17 protein-coding genes and 1 riboswitch are annotated in these 17,095 nt (G+C 38.9%); of the genes, 3 read left to right on the top strand and 14 right to left on the bottom strand.

The window, feature by feature from the left end; genetic code table 11:
- Window positions 1-192: 192 nt before the first annotated feature.
- The 13 genes from MKY49_RS02505 to speB form a co-directional block, all read right to left on the bottom strand.
- Window positions 193-756, bottom strand: coding sequence for a cob(I)yrinic acid a,c-diamide adenosyltransferase (locus tag MKY49_RS02505; RefSeq protein WP_004231536.1), 564 nt, complete (start codon window positions 754-756; stop codon window positions 193-195).
- Window positions 757-768: 12 nt separating this feature from the next.
- Window positions 769-2,229, bottom strand: a complete 1,461-nt coding sequence (locus tag MKY49_RS02500) for an adenosylcobinamide amidohydrolase (RefSeq protein ID WP_341385542.1) — start codon at window positions 2,227-2,229, stop codon at window positions 769-771.
- A complete protein-coding gene (locus tag MKY49_RS02495; RefSeq protein WP_274795518.1) occupies window positions 2,226-3,227 on the bottom strand; it encodes a FecCD family ABC transporter permease in 1,002 nt (333 codons plus the stop codon). The genes MKY49_RS02500 and MKY49_RS02495 overlap by 4 nt, the downstream gene beginning before the upstream one ends.
- Complete coding sequence (locus tag MKY49_RS02490; RefSeq protein ID WP_274795517.1) at window positions 3,224-4,192, bottom strand: ABC transporter substrate-binding protein; 969 nt, start codon at window positions 4,190-4,192, stop codon at window positions 3,224-3,226. The genes MKY49_RS02495 and MKY49_RS02490 overlap by 4 nt, the downstream gene beginning before the upstream one ends.
- A 142-nt stretch (window positions 4,193-4,334) precedes the next feature.
- A riboswitch (cobalamin riboswitch) is annotated at window positions 4,335-4,518 on the bottom strand.
- Window positions 4,519-4,575: 57 nt separating this feature from the next.
- Complete coding sequence (locus tag MKY49_RS02485; RefSeq protein WP_341385541.1) at window positions 4,576-6,243, bottom strand: acyl-CoA dehydrogenase family protein; 1,668 nt, start codon at window positions 6,241-6,243, stop codon at window positions 4,576-4,578.
- Between the two features lies 1 nt (window position 6,244).
- The gene (locus MKY49_RS02480; protein ID WP_341385540.1) at window positions 6,245-7,747 is read right to left on the bottom strand and encodes a class I adenylate-forming enzyme family protein; all 1,503 of its coding nucleotides are present in this window, start codon (window positions 7,745-7,747) and stop codon (window positions 6,245-6,247) included.
- Window positions 7,740-8,129, bottom strand: coding sequence for a MerR family transcriptional regulator (locus MKY49_RS02475; protein WP_274795514.1), 390 nt, complete (start codon window positions 8,127-8,129; stop codon window positions 7,740-7,742). Before MKY49_RS02475 ends, MKY49_RS02480 begins: the two co-directional genes overlap by 8 nt.
- Window positions 8,130-8,246: 117 nt before the next feature.
- On the bottom strand, window positions 8,247-8,375 hold the full coding sequence (locus MKY49_RS02470; RefSeq protein ID WP_341385539.1) for a hypothetical protein: 129 nt from the start codon (window positions 8,373-8,375) through the stop codon (window positions 8,247-8,249).
- A 44-nt stretch (window positions 8,376-8,419) separates the two neighbouring features.
- Window positions 8,420-10,087 (bottom strand): arginine--tRNA ligase, encoded by a 1,668-nt coding sequence (gene argS, locus MKY49_RS02465; protein ID WP_274797263.1) that lies wholly within the window; start codon window positions 10,085-10,087, stop codon window positions 8,420-8,422.
- On the bottom strand, window positions 10,087-10,518 hold the full coding sequence (locus MKY49_RS02460) for a DUF1934 domain-containing protein (protein WP_274795512.1): 432 nt from the start codon (window positions 10,516-10,518) through the stop codon (window positions 10,087-10,089). Before MKY49_RS02460 ends, argS begins: the two co-directional genes overlap by 1 nt.
- 154 nt (window positions 10,519-10,672) lie before the next feature.
- Window positions 10,673-11,305, bottom strand: a complete 633-nt coding sequence (gene yidC / locus MKY49_RS02455) for a membrane protein insertase YidC (protein ID WP_274795511.1) — start codon at window positions 11,303-11,305, stop codon at window positions 10,673-10,675.
- Between the two features lie 23 nt (window positions 11,306-11,328).
- Window positions 11,329-11,604, bottom strand: a complete 276-nt coding sequence (locus MKY49_RS02450) for a hypothetical protein (RefSeq protein WP_312504997.1) — start codon at window positions 11,602-11,604, stop codon at window positions 11,329-11,331.
- Window positions 11,605-11,812: 208 nt separating this feature from the next.
- Complete coding sequence (speB, locus tag MKY49_RS02445; protein WP_274795509.1) at window positions 11,813-12,685, bottom strand: agmatinase; 873 nt, start codon at window positions 12,683-12,685, stop codon at window positions 11,813-11,815.
- Window positions 12,686-13,002: 317 nt separating this feature from the next.
- Here speB and MKY49_RS02440 point away from each other — a divergent pair, with 317 nt between their 5' ends.
- Window positions 13,003-15,075, top strand: coding sequence for a transglycosylase domain-containing protein (locus MKY49_RS02440; RefSeq protein ID WP_322604806.1), 2,073 nt, complete (start codon window positions 13,003-13,005; stop codon window positions 15,073-15,075).
- A 340-nt stretch (window positions 15,076-15,415) separates the two neighbouring features.
- Here the strand turns inward: MKY49_RS02440 and MKY49_RS02435 are convergent, their stop codons facing one another.
- Complete coding sequence (locus MKY49_RS02435; protein ID WP_274795507.1) at window positions 15,416-15,934, bottom strand: YwhD family protein; 519 nt, start codon at window positions 15,932-15,934, stop codon at window positions 15,416-15,418.
- Window positions 15,935-16,101: 167 nt separating this feature from the next.
- On the opposite strand from MKY49_RS02435, the gene MKY49_RS02430 reads away from it, so the two are divergent.
- Both MKY49_RS02430 and MKY49_RS02425 read left to right on the top strand, forming a co-directional pair.
- On the top strand, window positions 16,102-16,287 hold the full coding sequence (locus MKY49_RS02430) for a 2-hydroxymuconate tautomerase (RefSeq protein WP_004231516.1): 186 nt from the start codon (window positions 16,102-16,104) through the stop codon (window positions 16,285-16,287).
- 114 nt (window positions 16,288-16,401) lie between these two features.
- A complete protein-coding gene (locus MKY49_RS02425; RefSeq protein ID WP_322604807.1) occupies window positions 16,402-17,070 on the top strand; it encodes a class A sortase in 669 nt (222 codons plus the stop codon).
- The last annotated feature ends 25 nt before the right edge of the window (window positions 17,071-17,095 follow it).

Genomic DNA, 17,095 nt, shown 5'->3' with positions numbered 1-17,095 from the left:
CTTTATCATTATATTCCTATTCTAATAAATGAGTGAGCATTCAGTCAACATAAAACGGAAATATTTCTGATAATTTTATATTCTTACATTTTACAAGAAAAAAAGCCACCCTGAATTTTTTTCAAAGTAGCATTTTTTACTTTCCTAATCAATTACAACTAGAGATTCACTGATACAACATTAAATTACATTTTATTTTTTAAAGACATTGCCGCTACGAATATATTCTACATCTGCTACATTTAATCGAGCATTCACAACACGTGCAGCAGCAAATAAGTAATCTGATAATCGATTTAAATATTTTTGAACAACCTTTGGCACATCCTCAACTTCCTTCATAAGCGTTACCATTTCACGCTCTGCTCGACGTGCAACTGTACGAGCAATGTGTAAAGTAGCAGCTGCTGGTGCACCTCCTGGTAATATAAAGCGTTGTAACGGTGGTGCTTCATCGGATAATGCATCAATACGTGCTTCAAGCACCTCAATTGGTTGTTCTGTTAATTTATAGTGGCGCTCTTTCATCACATTGGCTAAATCCCCACCTGCATCGAATAGTTCATGCTGAATTGTTTCTAGGTCTGTCAAAATATCCTTGAAAAGCGCTTGATCTAATTCACTAACAGCCTTACCAATAAAGGAGTTTAATTCATCAATCGCCCCATATGTTTCAACACGCAAACTATCTTTATCAACGCGACCTCCAATAAGACTTGTTTTCCCTGTATCACCTGTTTTCGTGTAAAGCTTCATTTCTCTCATCTCCTAAAATGAATTTTTATAATTTCTGATTGCCTGAACCGTTGTCTCATAAACACCTTTAGCAATCATTTTACCAACCTCTGTAATTGGACCACCATACAGCATTTCTTCTCCTTTTTGCGTCGCTGCAATTAAAAGACTGTCTGTAGCAGTTCCTGTAGCAATGGTACCACTACGCTCGTCACGTATATTTTCTGAATGTAAAGCTTTCGTTTTTGCCTCAGTAGCGGTCATCATTGCCTGAAAAAATGCTTCCTCCGATAAACAGCCATTGATAATGACCCATGTATTAATAGTACCAATATATGGATCATCCTGTCTTTCATGTACACGTGACACATCAACCGCATTCCCTACACCAGCTGTTACAGCTACTATCATACTGCCAAAAGGAGCAGAAAATTCATTCATTGCTACTAGAGATGTTGGTACTGCTGTTAACATAACAACCGTATTTGTAGGCGAAAATTTACCCTTACGCAAAAACTCGTTGACTTCTCTCTTCACATCACTAATGACATAATCACTAGGTACAGAGCGATTTAATAAGCAGTTATGCCAGCCGATACCAGGATTATGAACAGCAGAGGATACTGTTTTTAAAGGAATCTCTGTCTTGAGTTGAATATAATGTTCTGTTATGGTGAAATGTTCCTTTTTGATGACAGCCCGCTCCTGAAAATCGGTAGCTGAGGGCATCATTGTAATTTGTGGTTTTGGTAATTCAGGATGGGCATAGGTAGTCACTCGAGCTTGATAAACTTCTTCGATTTGGGAAGCAACTAATACTTCATGTGGTGCACCAAGTGCTCTCATTTGTCCGCCTTCCATAAGCAATAATTCATCACAATAAAGAGAGGCTAAATTCATATCGTGTAGGACCATCACTACCGTTAAACCACACTCCACAGCTTCCTGCCGAACCAAATCTAAAATTTGACGTTGGTGTGCAATATCAAGATGATTCGTTGGTTCATCCAGCAGTAAAATTTCAGCTGTTTGAGCTAATGCTTGTGCAACAAAAACTCTTTGCTGTTCACCGCCAGATAAAAATTCCATGGCAGTATGCTCATAACGCTTCACGCCTGTTTGTAGCATAGCATGTTGTACAGCCTGTTCGTCCTGTTCAGACCAACTCGAGAAAAAACCTGTTTGATGCGGGTAGCGCCCAAGTGAAACGGCCTCTCTCACACTGTTTGAAAAAGCATTTGCATGAAGCTGAGGTAGTACAGCCATCTTTTTCGCCAAAGCACGAGCATTATAGGAAAGGATATTTTTCCCATCTATAGTAATTGTTCCATCAATAGCTGGTAGTATACCACTCATTACCTTTAATAATGTGGATTTCCCACTACCATTCGGTCCTAGAATACCTAGAATTTTCCCCTTCTCAACAGTGAAGCTTATATCCTTGACGATTGCTACGTCTTCATAGCCACCTGATAGATGTTCGACCACAATCATGCCCGTACCCCCTTGCTTCTTCGTTGCTTATAAAATATATAGGAGAAAACAGGTGCTCCGATAAATGCTGTAATCACACCAATTGGTAGCTCTCTGGGCAAGATAATTGTTCGTGCTACTAAATCGCAAATAATCAGTAATGTGGCGCCATTTAAAAATGATAATGGCAATAAATGGCGATGATCAGAACCCCAAATCATTCTTGTCATATGCGGCACAACTAAGCCTACAAAACCAATTGTCCCAGAAACCGCTACAGCCGCTCCCGTTAACATGGACCCACCTGCTAAAATCAAATGCTTACTCCGCTTTACATTAACCCCAAGATGTTTCGCTCTCTCTTCACCATATAATAAAACATTTAGCTCTCTTCTTTGTGTCCATAGCATAAGTGAGCCAATCAAAACAAACGGGATAATCATTTGGACATATGGCCATCCACGCATTGATACAGATCCAAGTAACCAACCAACGACTTGGCGTAGCTCTTCACCAGATAAAGCAATCATTAAAGAAATGAGTGAACCTAAAAATGAACTAAAAATAACACCTGTTAATATCAATGTCTCCATTTTTAATGAACGGTCTACCATTCTAGCAAAACTCATCACAACTACCATCGTGATAATAGCGCCAATCATACTAAAAATGGGTAATGCATATAAACCTACAATAGGAATAGATAGGCTAAAAAAGATCGTCATTACAGCACCAACCGAAGCACCAGATGAAACACCTAGTGTATATGGATCTGCTAATGGATTTTTTAGCAAACCTTGAAAGGCAGCTCCTGCAATAGCTAGAGAAGCCCCTACTAGTCCCGCTAACAATACACGTGGCAAGCGGATTTTCCAAAAGATATTGGCGGCTGTTTCATCAACCGCCTGATTCCACAATACTTCAAATGGAATATGCACTGAGCCTATTGCTACGCCACACCAGATGCTAATAAGAAGAAGCGTGCCTGTTACTAAATAGGCTACTGCTATTTTTTTCACTTAAATACCTCTGGATAGATCGCTTTTGCTAATTCTTCAAGACCTTCTCCTAAACGAGGACCTTGACGACTTGTTGTGTTTTCATCTACTTGTACAATTGCTTTATTTTTCACAGCATTAATTGTATCGAAGCCAGCACGCTGTGGTATTTTAGTTAAAATATCTGGTACATAGTGATAAGTCACCACGATGACATCTGGATTTTTAGCGATAATTTGTTCTGCATCAATTTTATACCAATCATCAGCATCTGCCGCTACATTTTCTGCATGGATCATTTCAAGCATCGCGTTCATAAACGTACCATTCCCAGCTGTATAGATATCTGGCTCATCAGATGCTTCTACTAGCACTTTCTTTGGTTCAACATCTTTTACTTTGGCCAGCACTTCTTCTACCTTTGCCTTCATGTTGGCAATAACTTCTTCAGCCTCTGGCAATTTCCCTGTAGCTCGACCAAGCTGCTCAATCGTCGTGTATGTCTCATTAAAATCTTGTGCATTATTGACGACAAATACTTTTACACCCGCTGACTCAAGCTGTTCAATCGCTGCTTCTGAAAGAGACATGCTAGATTCATGTGAAAAAACGATATCTGGGTTGAGGGCAATAATTTTTTCAATATTGTATTCCATACCGCCAACCTTTTCCTTTTCAGCTACCTCTGGTGGATAATCATCGTTGTCTGTAACCCCTACTATTTCATCTTTTAAACCAAGGCTAAATAATATTTCAGTATTACTTGGAATAAGTGAAACAATTTTCTCTGGAGGAGCTTCTAGTGTTATATCCTTGCCAATGGCATCTGTTATGGTCATTGGGAAAGTTGCTTCGTCCACCTGTGATGTCTCTTGCTGTGTTTGCGGTTCATTAGACGACTTGTCGTTTTTCTCCTCTTGGCCACAGGCAGCTAGCAACCCTAGTGTTAAAAATGCTGATAATCCTATCTTCCAAAATTTCTTCATGTGAATCCTCCTTCGTTGATCTGTGCTTTATTTGGGCAGAAATTCTCCTACACAAATAAGACCCCTCATCTACGAATGATGAAGGGTTAACATTGCACCAAAGAACTGATACAAAATCCACCACCCTATCCTCGTAGGCTGTTATGTCTATACTATAAAGGCAGGTCTCCTGGCTTATGCTTATTACGTCTTTTCAAGCCTTCCCGAATATCATCAGTGGCATCTTTTGAAAAAACTCACATTTACAGTGGCGGGACCGCATCGGAATTACACCGTTTTCCCTTTTCACTTTACTTAAGTAAAGAACCTTTATACTATTCAGTTGATTTTATTATACATGAAAACGAAAAAAAGTCGCCCCCATTCAAGACGACTTCTAGCTTCTATACAATATCAGAAAAATATTGTACGGTTTTCATCTGATCTCCAATTTGTCGCAACGACCATGCCTGTTCTAAATAAACGTCCGCAAGCTTTTCATACTTTCCACCAAATTTTTGCGCCCATTCAACTGCTACGACACTTTCATATAACAGCGCCATTTTCTTTGCAACATCTTTTGCTTCAAATGTTTTCGTGGCATCATCTAAAGCACTAAAAATTTGTAAGATCCCAGCTAGTTTCACCAATTGCTCTCTCACAATTTGCACCAAAGCGCTATCTTTTAATTTTTCTAACCGTTCTTCCATCTCACTGACAAATAGCTCATGTGCCTGATACTTATCCACTAACCGAATAAGCTCTAACGCCAGAATATTAGCCGTGCCCTCCCATACCGTCAACACTTGAGCATCTCTCAGTAAGCGCGGTGTCACAAAGTCCTCAATATAACCATTGCCACCATGTAATTCAATTGCTTCACTAGCATAATGAACCGCTTGCTCTGCCGTTTCCTTTTTCATAATGGCAATATATAAACGATTCATAATAACATCTTGTTGTGTTCCATGCCCATTCGTTACTTTATCGTATAATTGAATAAGATCAAAAACGGTCGCTACTTCTACATGTAGCTTAGCTGCAAATTTCCCTAATGTATCTTGAATCATTGGGTATTGTGTTAAAGGCTTGCCAAATGCATATCGATTTGTCACATAATGCTTCGCCTCTAAGAAACCTCGACGCATAATCCCAATCGATGCTACGGCATTGCAAATTCTTGAGAGATTCAGTGCCTCCAGCATATAATAAATCCCCTTACTTTGTTCACCTACAACATAAGCAAGTGCACCATCAAATTCAACCTCACCAGATGGAACTGCCCGAACACCCAACTTATCTTTTAGTCGTCGAATACGTAGATGATTTGCCGTTCCGTCTTCTTTACGCCAAGGAACAGCAAATAAGGTTAATCCTTTAGAGCCTGCTTGTGCACCTTCTAGACGTGCCAACACCATTGCTACCCCACACATACCGGCATTGGAAGCGAAGTATTTTTCACCATAGAGGCGGAATTCATTGCCTTCCCTTCTCGCTTCCACAACATTCACCCCTACATCTGAGCCCCCTTGACGTTCAGTTAAAAATGTTGCTCCTTCATATAACTCTGTATCACCTGTTGCACAAACATGTGGTAAGAAACGCTGTTTAGCCTCGTCATCAGCATAATGATCTAATAGATAGGCAGTAGCCATTGTTAATGTCACAGGACAATAAAAACCTGGCTCTGCATGGGACAGCAAATACCCTTGCGCAAAGCTATAGACATAATTTCCTTTGCGCCCTAGCTGCGGAATATCCTTGTGCACGTAGCCAACAATGCCTGTATTATATGTCTCCTCAATTGTTTTTTTGTAGCCATCATTGACCCAAACCTCTGATATCTCTTCACCATAAGCATCATACCTTTGAAGTCGAGGCTCCCCCTGTCGATCTGTATGTTTCGCTCTTGCATCAATATCACCTGCACATAGCTCCCCGAAATCCGCTAGCTCTTGCTTTGCGTAGGATAAAAACTCTGGATCTAACATCATTTCTATCACTTTTTGGAGCGTCTCATCATCAGTAAAAAAATTCGTCGGCCGCGTTTTCTCCTGTTGTAAAACTTTCATACTATCTCACCTCTTGTCCCTTCAAGGATTGTTTTAAAATTTTGCCTGAAGCATTTCGTGGTAGCGCTTTCACTTTTTCAAAAATGCGTGGGATTTTATACTTCGCAAGATGGTCCTCTAAATATTCTTTTAAAGCATCTTCATCAATTTCTTGATTAGTAGAATAAACCGCCTTCACCGTTTCTCCCCATTGTGGATGTGGCACACCAATAACTGCCACTTCAAATATGCCCTCATAACCTAATAGGCAATCTTCTATTTCTTTCGGATAAATATTGACACCACCCGAAATAATCACATCTTTTTTCCGATCAACAATCCAAATAAAGCCGTCCTCATCCATTCGAGCTAAGTCCCCTGTTTTCAACCAACCATTTATAAAGGCCGCATTAGTCGCTACCTCATCCTTGTAGTAGCCAAGCATATTCCCCTCACCTAGTAATACAATTTCCCCTACTTCACCAACACTTACATCTTCTCCATTATCATTGACAATTTTTAATTCTGTACCAAGCGGGGCCCGCTGACCAATACTACCTGCCTTTGTTTCATGTTCCTTCCCAAACAATAATGAGCCACTTGGTCCCGCCTCCGTTAAGCCATACACACAAGTTAAATTACTTGTTCGAAATGCTTGTTGAATGAAACGAACCTCTTGCTGGGATAAGGGTGCACCACCATAGACCCACCACTTCATTGAAGACAAATCAGCTGATTTCAATCTTGGCATCTGCGCTGTTAATAGATAAGCAACAGGTGCACCAAAGAAATGCGTTGTTTTTTCCTGTTCAATTGAATCAATAAATAGATCAGGAGTAAAAGTTGGTGTTAACACATTTGTCGAACCTACTAATAAGCCTGCCATTAAAAATAAATGCAATGGTGCCGAGTGTGTTAATGGCATCATGAGCAAAATCCGACTCTCAGGCTTAACTTCCATTTCAACCGCTATCATTTGTGCCACTGTTAATATATTACGATAGCTAAATAACACACCCTTTGGTTTACCTGTTGTACCTGAAGTATACAAAATAGTCGAAGCGTCATCTTCATGAAGCTGACAATCTATCAGTTGTGTACTAGCATCTTGTATCATCGTTTCATAATGAAGCCAGCCTGCTTTTTCTGAGCCTGTTTTAATTTTTATTGGGACAATAGCTAGATGCTCGACTGCAGTAAAAATGGCCTCATGAACGACAATGGCTTTCGCTTCGGCATGCTGCGCCACATATTCGACCTCCTGCAATGTAAATTTCGCATTAACTGGAACAACAATAGCTCCGATACGCTGAATGGCAAAATAACTCACAACAAACTCTAAAGTGTTCGGCATAAAGATTAAAATCTTATCACCCTGCTTTACTCCTTGCTCCAGCAAGGCATGACTAAATCGCGTCACTTGCTCATCTAAATCAAGGTAATTCACTCTTCTGCCATGACAAATAACGGCTTCTTTTTTTGGATACTTACGGGCATTACGTGCTAACAAATTGGAACTATTCATCGTGCATCTCTCCCTTTAAAGTCGCTAATTTTTCATTAAACATGCTATGCATTTGTTGTAACTCCTGCTTCATTTGTGTAAGCTCGGCTATTTTGTGATCTATCTCTTGAATTTTTTGTTCTCCGTATTCAACTGTTCGCTCCAATTGCTGAATACCCGAACGATCAAAATCAAACAGTAAAACCATTTCCTTAATTTCTTCTAACGAAAAGCCGTAACGCTTTCCTCTGAATATAAGCTTGAGCTTCGCCAATTCTTTCCTTGAAAAGGTTCGTTGATTGGTAGATGAACGATGGGGACAAAGAAGGCCAAGTTCCTCATAATAACGAATAGTACGTGTTGACACATTAAACTGCTTTGCTACCTCCTGAATTGTTATCAAAGCCATCCCCCCTCTCCTAATTGGCAACAGTATACCATTGACGTTAACGTAAAGTTCAACAAAATTTTCGAAATTTACAGAAAAATTAAGAGTGAAGCAGATAATCTAGTGTTCTCTTCATTCAGTTGTAGGTTTATCAGGCATTTTCAGTGCTCTATCCACCACTTTTGTAGCTTTATCCATCATTTTCATTGCTCTATCCGTCACTTTTAGAAATCTATCGCTCACTTTTCGCTTTTTATCCATCAAAAAAGCCCCTAACACATTTCATGTTAGGAGCTTAAAAAGGATTACATTTTTTCTGGTGCAGATACGCCGATTAAACGCAGTGCGTTGGCAATTGTTGTGCGTACAGCTGTAATTAATGCTAAACGAGCCTCTGTTAATTCTTTGTTTGAAGCATCTAATACTTTTTCTGCATTATAGAAACTATGGAATGCAGCTGCTGTTTCTTGAATATAGTTTGCGATACGGTGAGGTGTACGGTGTTTCGCTGCTTCAGCAACCACTCTCGGGAAATCGCCGATTTTTTTCAGTAAATCAATTTCTTTTTCTGCTGTTAACAGATTCAAATGTTCTGTTGTGGCAGCAAAACCTTGCTCATTTGCTGAACGTAAAATAGACGAAATACGTGCATGTGCATATTGTGCATAGTACACTGGGTTTTCATTAGATTGTGATACAGCAAGATCAAGATCAAAGTCCATATGAGAATCGCCAGCTGTTTTCACGAAGAAGTAACGAACTGCGTCAAGGCCTACCTCTTCAACAAGCTCACGCATCGTTACTGCGTTCCCTGTACGTTTAGACATCTTGAATTTTTCTCCGTTTTTATAAAGCTGAACCATTTGAATCACTTCAACTTCTAATGTATCGCGATCATAGCCAAGTGCTTGAATCGCTGCTTTCATACGTGGAATATACCCGTGGTGGTCAGCTCCCCAAATATTGATTAACTTATCGAAGCCACGAACAATTTTATCCTCATGGTAAGCAATATCTGGCGTTAAATATGTGAAAGACCCATCATTTTTAATTAACACACGGTCTTTATCATCCCCAAATGTTGTAGAGCGGAACCAAGTGGCACCATCCTCTTCAAACACATGGCCATTTGCTTTTAATTTATCTAAAGCTACTTCAATTTTACCGTTTTCATATAGAGATGTTTCTGAATACCAAACATCAAAGTTCACGCGGAAGTTTGCTAAGTCTGTTTTTAATTTATCTAATTCCAACGCCAAACCGTGCTGGCGGAAGAATGCAAAACGCTCTTCATCTGATTTTGCAAGAATAGCATCCCCATGCTCTTTCACAAGCTTGCCAGCGATATCAATAATATCTTGGCCATGGTAGCCATCCTCTGGCATTTCAGCATCTAGTCCTAACGCTTGCTTATAGCGTGCTTCTAATGAATAAGCAAGGTTATTAATTTGATTTCCTGCATCATTAATATAGTACTCACGTGAGACATTGTAACCAGCCATATCTAATACATTACACAATGAATCTCCGACAGATGCTCCACGCGCATGTCCTAAATGAAGATCCCCTGTAGGGTTCGCAGAAACGAACTCCACTTGAATTTTTTCACCTGCGCCAGCATTTGAACGACCATAGTCAGCGCCTTGCTCAAGGACCTGTGTAACTACCCCTGTTAGGAAATCTTTACGCACGGTAATATTCATGAAACCAGGACCAGCAATGTCGATTTTTTCGATATCTGTTCCAGCTGTATCAAGGTTTTCTAAAATAGCTTCTGCAATGGCACGTGGTGGCTTTTTAGCAAGCTTCGTTAATTGCATCGCAATGTTAGTTGCATAGTCACCATTTGCTTTATCCTTTGGTGTTTCCAGGTGAATCGTTAATTCTGTGCCAGCCTCCACTAAGCCAGCTTTTTCAACAGCTTGAGCTAGTGCTGCTTTTATAGCCTGTTGTACTTGTTCTACTGCGTTCATCATTGTACCTCCGTAAATGTAATATCTAATGTATAGTTGCCAACGGATTGCCCACCCATTAGTAAATCGTACTGTACATGGAAATCTCCGCCTACTGCCTGCTTCGTAAATGTCATTTTCTTCGTATCTATAACGAGTGGCATGGAACCGAACTCACTCTCATAATGTCCCATTTGTTGTTCAATTATGTTAAGTGGTAACCGCATATTGACCGCTCCAGCACGCATAATGAGTGCCTTCTCTTGACCTAATTTCATCGTTGTGCGGATGGTTTTATCCTCCTGCACCTCTTCATATTTCAAATACAAGCTTCCTGCTTTTTCAAGTAGCTGCCCTTTAAGCCACATTTCATAACTTTCGGACTCTCCATCGCTTGGATGAATTGTAGAAATGAGCTTAATGTTCACTTGCGATCTTACATCGTTCGCCATAACGGACGCTCCCTTTTTAGTCTTTTACTATAACCTTTTTATTATAGGATGAATACGGATGTTTTTTCAAGGTAGAAGTCAACTAGAACACATCTGCTGTGTTTATATGGAAAAATTAAAAATCCTCCCTTTATTAAGAGAGGACTTTATCATTCTATCTATACCTTTTTTTTATAATCAATTGTTGAATCATTAATAATAAAGCACTAACAGTCCAGTATATTGGAATAATCGCAGGGTTGAACAAACTAAAAATAAGGATCATGATTGGATTAACGAACACCATAACCTTCATATTTAATGGCTGGCTTTTTTCTAAAGAAATGCAGCTTTGAATTAAATAGATCAAACAAGCAATCATCGAAATGCCAATATCTATCGTACCTAAATTCATCCAAAGGAAATTTTCACTTGCGATAACTGAATCTAGTTTAATCGCATAATACAGTGAAAATAATATAGGTAATTGAATAATGATTGGCAAACAACCTAATAACGAACTTTTTAAAGAACCTGCTGTTAACTCCTGAATTTGATGTTGAACCTTTATTTTTTCAGATTCGTTATTACTATTCTTAAACTTAGCAGTTAGCGCATCTAATTCAGGCTTAATTGACGTCATTAATTCTTTTGAACGCTTTTGGTGTTGAGCCGATCGAATAAATAACGGCATAAGCATTAATCTTACCGCTATCGTAATACCAATAACACTAATCGCATAGCTTCCTGTGAAAGAATGGATGAAATGTATGAGGTAAATGATAGGTTGTGCTAAAAATGTTAACAATGCTATTCCTCCTAGTTTAAACTTTAAATGAAACTAGGAGAGACACTTTCTTCCTCATTATCTTCTGACGTTCTAATACAAAGAACAAACCACGTTAACATAGGTGGAGTCCAAGTATTCGTGATATTATAGTCAACTTCAAACTCTTCGTCCTTCACTTCTTGAATGGTTATTTTATTAACTAAATACAAATGCAAATGAACACTTAGTACAGTTAAAAGTAAAGAAGCTAATAGCCAAAAGTATTCCATTGTACTGACAAAGATGAATAAATCATTGATGAGAAGTGACCAAATCATCATACTCCTCCTTCCCTATTTTTATTACGTTAGCTAGGAATAAACATGATTTCAGGTACGGATACTATCCATTGAAATCATGTCCTTAGATTATTTCTTTTTACTCTATTTTTCTTATACGAAAGTAATTGAAATAAGTTTCAATTTTATTGTCTTAAATATAAAAATGGGGCTAGCCTTAGCTAACCCCAACAAATCGCTATTTTACTTATTTTACCCAGCCTAAAATCATTTCACGTAATAATTTAGAGGCTGTGTTTGCTGTCATTTCTGATGAGTCGTAGATTGGTGCTACTTCTACAAGGTCAAAGCCTACAACATTTACACCACTTGCTGCAATAGCATGGATAGAGGCTAGTAATTCTTTGGATGTAATACCACCACAATCAACCGTCCCAGTACCTGGTGCATGGGCTGGATCTAAAACATCAATATCGATTGTTACATAAACATTGCGTCCAGCTAATGTTGGTAGCACTTCTTTTAATGGTTCAAGCACTTCAAATTTTGAAATGTGCATGCCGTTTTCCTTCGCCCATTCAAATTCTTCTTTCATGCCAGAACGAATGCCAAATGAATAGACATTCTTTGGTCCGATATGTTCTGCAATTTTACGGATTGGTGTTGAGTGAGAAAGTGGCTCTCCTTCATATTCCACACGTAAATCCGTATGTGCATCAAAGTGAATAATCGCAAGGTCATCGTATTTAGCAGAAACAGCCTTCATGACAGGCCAAGACACTAAATGTTCCCCTCCCATACCAACTGGAACTTTGCCATCCGCTAATAATTTTTCAATGAACTTTTCAATTTCATCTAATGAACGCTGTGCATTCCCGAAAGGTAGTGGAATATCACCTGCATCGAAGTACTTAACTTCTTCAAGCTCACGATCTAAATATGGGCTGTACTCTTCAAGACCAATTGATACCTCACGAATACGTTGTGGACCGAAGCGTGATCCTGGACGATAACTTACTGTCCAATCCATTGGCATCCCATAAATAACTGCTTGTGCATCCTCATAAGTAGGGTGACTTTTTATAAAAACATTTCCTGAATAAGCTTCATCAAATCTCATTGCTAGCCCTCCGAATCATTAAAATATGTTTTTGTTCATCGCTATTCTTCAATTTCCTCTATTATGGCTTACAGGATTGTAATGAAACCTGTATCCTTTCATCCTCGTATACATTATTGGAACGTCTAGCAAATTTCGATTAAAATCTACAAGGTGTGACGTTTATGTCGAATGCTTGCGTTTCAAGTAGTACAAAAAAAGTATAGATGTTTTTGAATAAAGTGCAATAGTTTTTAGTTAGAATTTCGATTAAAGATGATTGTTCGAACACATACTAAAGCTAAATTCGAAGTTGTGAGAAAACGAGGTGAAGTCGGATGAAACGAAAAAGCTATCATCGAAAGCAAAAGCGTGTAAAGCGCACCCGTAAAACCCTTACTCTTTTTGTCGCCTTTGCATCTGCAATTGTCGTAGCATTTGTCGCTCTCCGCATCTATGTTCAAGTGGCTGGTGCACCGCCTTTAACCGTACCGAAAGCCTCCATCTTCTTAGATGAAAATGAGAACCAAATTGGGGACCACTTTACAAATCAACGACGTTATTGGGTTGGTCTCGATGAGATGTCACCTTATTTAAAAGAAGCAGTAGTTGCTGTTGAGGATAAAGATTTTTATAAACATGGCGGTTTTGATTATTCACGTATTGCTGGTGCCATTTTAGTGGATATTAAAGCTGGTGGAAAGGTCCAAGGAGCTAGTACAATTACGCAGCAATATGCACGTAACCTTTATCTTTCCCATGAAAAATCTTGGACACGTAAGTTAAATGAAGCCCTTTATGCTTATAGATTAGAAGTTTTTTATGATAAGGACGAAATACTAGAGGGTTATTTAAATACTGTCTACTATGGTCACGGCATGTATGGTGTGGAAGCTGCGAGCCGGTTTTACTTCGGGAAATCTGCCAGCGATTTAACCCTTGCAGAAGCAGCCATGTTAACGGGTGTTCCAAAGGGACCAAGTATCTATTCGCCGATTGCCAATTTAGAAAAGGCTACAAATCGCCAACATGTTATTTTAAAGCTTATGGCTGATCAAGGGGCTATTTCACAAGAGGAAAAGACACGTGCTGAAAATGAACAGCTTGTCTTAAAAAATGATAGTTGGGTTGCAACAAAATCTGTCGCTCCTTATTTCCTTGATGTTGCTTGGCAAGAGGCCAGTGAAATTTTAAAAACGAAAAATCTCGATATTAGTGAAGGTGGCTGGACGATTCAAACGACGCTTAACCTGGAGCATCAAAAAGCAGCTGAAGAAGCAGTTGCAAAAAATATGCCTGCGAATGATCTCCAAACAGCATTCGTTAGTATGGAATCGAAAACAGGTGCTGTTACTGCATTAGTTGGAGGCCGTGATTATTCAGTGAGCTCATTTAACCGTGTAACGCAAGCTAAACGTCAACCAGGTTCTACTATAAAGCCGATATTGTATGCGGCGGCACTAGAAAATGGCTACACACCACTTACTTTTTTAGATGTCGGTGAAACGACCTTTACTTATGATAATGGTCGTGGAACGTATGCACCTAAAAACGTCAATGGTCAGTTTGCAGATCATGATATGACAATGGCGCAAGCAATTGCTATTTCAGATAATATATACGCGGTTAAAACATTAGAGGACATCGGCTTCAAGGAATTTCATGATATGGCAAACCGTTTTAGCGTAGGGATTGGTGCGAAAGATAATTTATCAATCGCACTTGGTACAATTGAAACGACGCTATATGAAATGACAAATGCTTATAATATTTTAGCGTCGCAGGGACAGCAAACCATTCCAACAACAATTGTGTCCATTAAAAATGCAAATGGCGATGTTATTTATGAAAACAAAGATGTTACAAGCAAGGCTGAGAAGGCTATTTCAAAAGAAAATGCATTCATTTTAACTGAAATGATGACAGGTATTTTCGACCCTGTGTTCAGTGATTATTCACCTGCTACAGGAATTAGTATCCGTTCACGAATGACACACACTTATGCTGCCAAATCAGGCTCTACTAATAGTGACCAATGGCTAATTGGTTTCACACCAAGCCTAACTGCTGGTGTATGGAATGGCTACGACCAGGGTAAAAACCTTACAACAAAGGAAGACACTGCTGCCACAAAACAGATTTGGATCGACTTTATGGAAACTGTCAACAAAGGAACGAAAAATGAAGATTTCAAAAAACCTAAAGGTGTAGAAGGCGTTGTCATTGATATCGAAACAGGGAAACTAGCGACTGATGCTTGTCCTAAACAGCGTCTTGTCTATGTTGAATCAAAAGATGTACCAACTGAAAAATGTACAAACTTCGATATTCTTGACAGTAATACATGGGGAGAGTTTTGGAACATGCTTCCATTCTCACTTTTCAAAGGCGATGAAAAAAATAAGCAATAATTCGGAAACCTTTTTGAGCATTACACGTTCTATGTTATGAAGGCTCTCGACAAAGTAACTAATAGACGAAAAATAAGAAAAGCTTTCTCTTCCCCGGAAACATGTCCGTGGGAACAGAAAGCTTTTCTTTTTATGGTTCGCGAAGTATGAGCATCATGGGGCATTTGGCTTGGGTTTGGGTTGTTCAAATGCCGCATAGCGCTCATCACATTCGCGATACCAAGTGTCCTAGCTTACTAAAATGTAAGCTCTGCATCAAGTGTACTTTGTTTCAAACCCACTTTCAACCTAATATCGAAAGCGATTGCAAAATGTCACAGATTGTTCAATCATTGTTGGACTATTCAACAAATAAGTCTTGACGCAATTGCTCCTCACTACGTTTCCACAATTCAGGATTAAGTTGCTCTAGGAAAGTAGCTAATACTTTTTTAGACGGTGCATCCATATGCTCTACAATAATTTGACGCTTCATGGATTTATCCATTTTGTTTACATGGTCAGCTAAAATTTTATAACCACGACGCTTTTCGCGATTAACGACCATTTCACAAGCCGTTACACCTGCATAGTATGGCCCATCCTCTTTATGATCGATAGTCACCCATACTAGCCAATACGGTTTTCCACCCTCTGAATCAGCGCGATCTACCGTAAATTTAATACCTCGTTCTACATCACTACGTGCATGCATCGCACCAATTTCAACAGAAGCCGTTCCCTCTTCTACATCAATTATCACGGGCGATACATTCTCTAGTGAAAGTGAACCAATTCCAAACCCTTTATGTCCATCTGTTGGATCATTTTTTATAATGGTAAAACCCATTTTTTGTTTTGGTTTTTCTTCATTTGCCATACTTAAATATCCTCCATTCTGCTATTATAAAGGAAAGCATATCGACGCATTATTTTGTCATACTATACGCTATTTTCAACATTGCGCGTATGCCTCAACGCAAGTAAGAAGTTTATACTTTCTTATAAACTAACTATACAACATTATTCTATAAAGGAGGCAATATTATGCCATACGTAACAGTGAAAATGCTTGAAGGTCGTACAGAGGAACAAAAACGTGCTCTTGTCAAAGAAGTAACAGAGGCCGTTTCTCGCACGGTAAATGCACCTGCAGAAAATGTAACAGTTTTTATCGAAGAAATGTCTAAAAACCATTACGGCGTTGCAGGCGTACGTTTTAGTGATAAATAAGAAAAAATAAGGGGGAGGGCCGTCAAGCTCTACCTCTTTTAAAGGATTTTTTACTCAGTAACTAAATGTCTGCTATTATGATTTGTATTTATTATCTAGGATGTGATCTATAACATGTCTAAACTTAAACGGACGTTTCTTCTTTGTGTGTTACTAATCGGCCTTGCACTAATTTTTATTAATCCTATTCAAAATGCAATGATTACACATCTAAGTAAACAATTAAATACAACTGAATACAGTGCCGAGGACATCAAAGATAACAATAATACGGATGCCGATTTTGACTTTGAGGAAGTGCAGTCACTCTCCATTGCCGAAGTGTTAAAAGCACAAACAAAAGTTGATGCAATGCCTGTAATCGGTAGTATCGTTGTACCTAGCGTTGATTTACAGCTTCCTATAGTAAAAGGAGTTGGGAATGCTGCTCTTGCAGTTGGAGCAGGTACAATGAAGCCTAATCAAAAGCTCGGACAAGGAAACTACGCCTTAGCTGGCCATTACTTCGAGGAAAAAGACATACTTTTTAGCCCCTTATATAAAGCAAAAATTGGTGATACGATTTATTTAACAGATTTAACGAATATTTACGAATATAAATTAACATCAAAAGATATTATCGCTGCAACAGATGTTTATGTTATTAACGATATTCCAAATAAAACCGTTCTAACCCTTATCACATGTGCAGAAAGTGGCACAAAACGGTTAGCTATTCAGGCAGACTTTGTCAAGCATTATCCATTTAACGAAGCCCCAGCAAAAATAGCAGAAACCTTTTAAAAACACCAATAAACTCCAATTTGCT

Source organism: Lysinibacillus sp. FSL M8-0134 (assembly GCF_038069745.1).
Taxonomy (GTDB): domain Bacteria; phylum Bacillota; class Bacilli; order Bacillales_A; family Planococcaceae; genus Lysinibacillus; species Lysinibacillus irui.
Note: the sequence above shows the minus strand (reverse complement) of the source record. Positions and strands in the feature narration are given on the sequence as shown.